The following is a 1,908-nucleotide window of genomic DNA, read 5'->3' on the forward strand; positions in this document are numbered from 1 at the left end:
TTCGTCGTGTACGCCCAGCATGGGCATTCGCTTGGAGGTGTGAGTCCTCTGGAGGGGAAGGTGGTTTAACTCCTAGTCAATGGCAACTGCGTCGTCGTGAGGCGGGGTGGAGAGGAAGCCGGAGACGAAATTCTGCACCGAGGAACACGAACCGCATGAGGCATGTCGGTCGGGGTGAGCCAGCACGAGATGGTGAAGCCCGTTCCACCGAAACGGCCGGTGTGTAGATGCGGCGGCGGCAGGAGGAAAGTGAATGTTCTTATCTGGGGAGGTCTGTTCCAGTGCGTCCGGGTGTGAGTCCGGGAGCGGCGCGGTCTGTGAGGGCGGTGCTGATGGGGCAGAAGTCAGCAGAGGTCGTAGTACCAGCAGGGATCGTGATGTTGCTGGGAAGGGCTGAACGCTGGGAATTGATGTTCGGGAGCAGTGTTTCTCGTGATGGTCGCGGTGATCGCCGCCAACCCGTGTACTCGGGGCAGTCGAAGTGGAGGTACTGGTGAATCCGGGAGGGCCCTTGGCTGTGCGTAGCGACCATTCGGCGGATACTGCTGAAGACGTCAGGGGTGACCGGGATCTGTGGGGCGAGGTGTTCGCTTCGGAGAATCTGGTTGCTGCGTTGAGACGTGTCGAGCGTAATCGGGGCGCGGCCGGTGTCGATGGTGTTCAGACGCACGAGTTGCGTCAGTGGTGCCGGGAGCATTGGGTCGGGGTCCGCGAGGAGTTGGACGCGGGTACCTATCGTCCGTCGCCGGTGCGTCGGGTGTTGATTCCTAAGCCTGATGGCGGGCAGCGGAAGCTGGGGGTGCCCACGGTGCTGGATCGGTTGATCCAGCAGGCGATAGCGCAAGTGCTGACCTCGGTGTTCGATCCGGGGTTCGTGCCGGTCTCCTATGGGTTCCGGCCGGGTAAGAGTGCCCATGACGCGGTTAAGGTTGCTCGGCTGGTTGTCGAGCAGGGATACCGGTGGGTGGTCGAGGTTGATCTGGACGCGTTCTTCGATCGGGTCAATCACGACATTCTGATGTCCCGGGTTGCGCGGAAGGTGAAAGACAAGCGGCTGCTCAAGCTGATCCGCGCCTACTTGGAGGCTGGGATCATGGTCGATGGTGTGCGTCAGCCGGTCGGTGAGGGGACCCCGCAGGGGTCGCCGCTTTCGCCGTTGTTGTCGAACATCATGCTTGATGACTTCGATCAGGAGTTCTGGAGTCGGGGGCACCGGTTCGTCCGGTATGCCGATGACATTCGGGTCTTCGTGAAGTCGAAGAGAGCGGCCGAGCGGGTACTCGAACAGAGCACCAGGCTGTTGGAGCAGCGGCTGAAGTTGAAGGTGAATGTGGCTAAGTCGGTGATTACTCCGGCGACGACAGCTGTGTTGCTGGGGTACGGCTTCTACTTCACCGCTTCGGGAGTCAGGTTGCGGATCGCGCCGAAGGCGTGGTTGCGGGCAAAGGCCCGAATCCGTGATCTCACGTCTCGGCGGTGGAGTGTGTCGATGGATTACCGTGTGCGGCGGCTCAACCAGTACGTGCGGGGTTGGATGGGGTATTTCCGGTTGGCGGACACGCCTCGGAAGTTCTCTGATCTGGACCAGTGGTACCGCCGTCGGCTTCGGCAGATCCGGTGGAAAGAATGGAAACGCGGTCGTACCAGGGTGACGAATCTGCGTGCTCTCGGGATCCGGGCCGATCTGGCCTGGCAATGGGGCATGACCAGCTGTGGCTACTGGCGTATCGCGAAGTCTCCGATTCTGCACCGGGCGCTACCTACCAGCTACTGGCAGGAGCGTGGTGTCGTGTTCTTTCACCCAGCCTGGACCAGGTTTCGAACGACCTAGCGAACCGCCGTATGCGAGGCCCGCACGTACGGTGGTGTGAGAGGAGGGCCGGGAAACCCGGCCCTCCTACTCGATCG

General features: G+C 61.6%; 1 protein-coding gene. It reads left to right on the forward strand.

From position 1 onward, the window contains the following. The first annotated feature begins 517 nt into the window (after positions 1–517). Positions 518–1,831: a group II intron reverse transcriptase/maturase gene (ltrA, locus tag GOHSU_RS16105; RefSeq protein WP_174293555.1), complete on the forward strand. Its 1,314-nt coding sequence runs from the start codon at positions 518–520 to the stop codon at positions 1,829–1,831. The last annotated feature ends 77 nt before the right edge of the window (positions 1,832–1,908 follow it).

This window comes from Gordonia hirsuta DSM 44140 = NBRC 16056 (assembly GCF_000333015.1).
GTDB lineage: Bacteria > Actinomycetota > Actinomycetes > Mycobacteriales > Mycobacteriaceae > Gordonia > Gordonia hirsuta.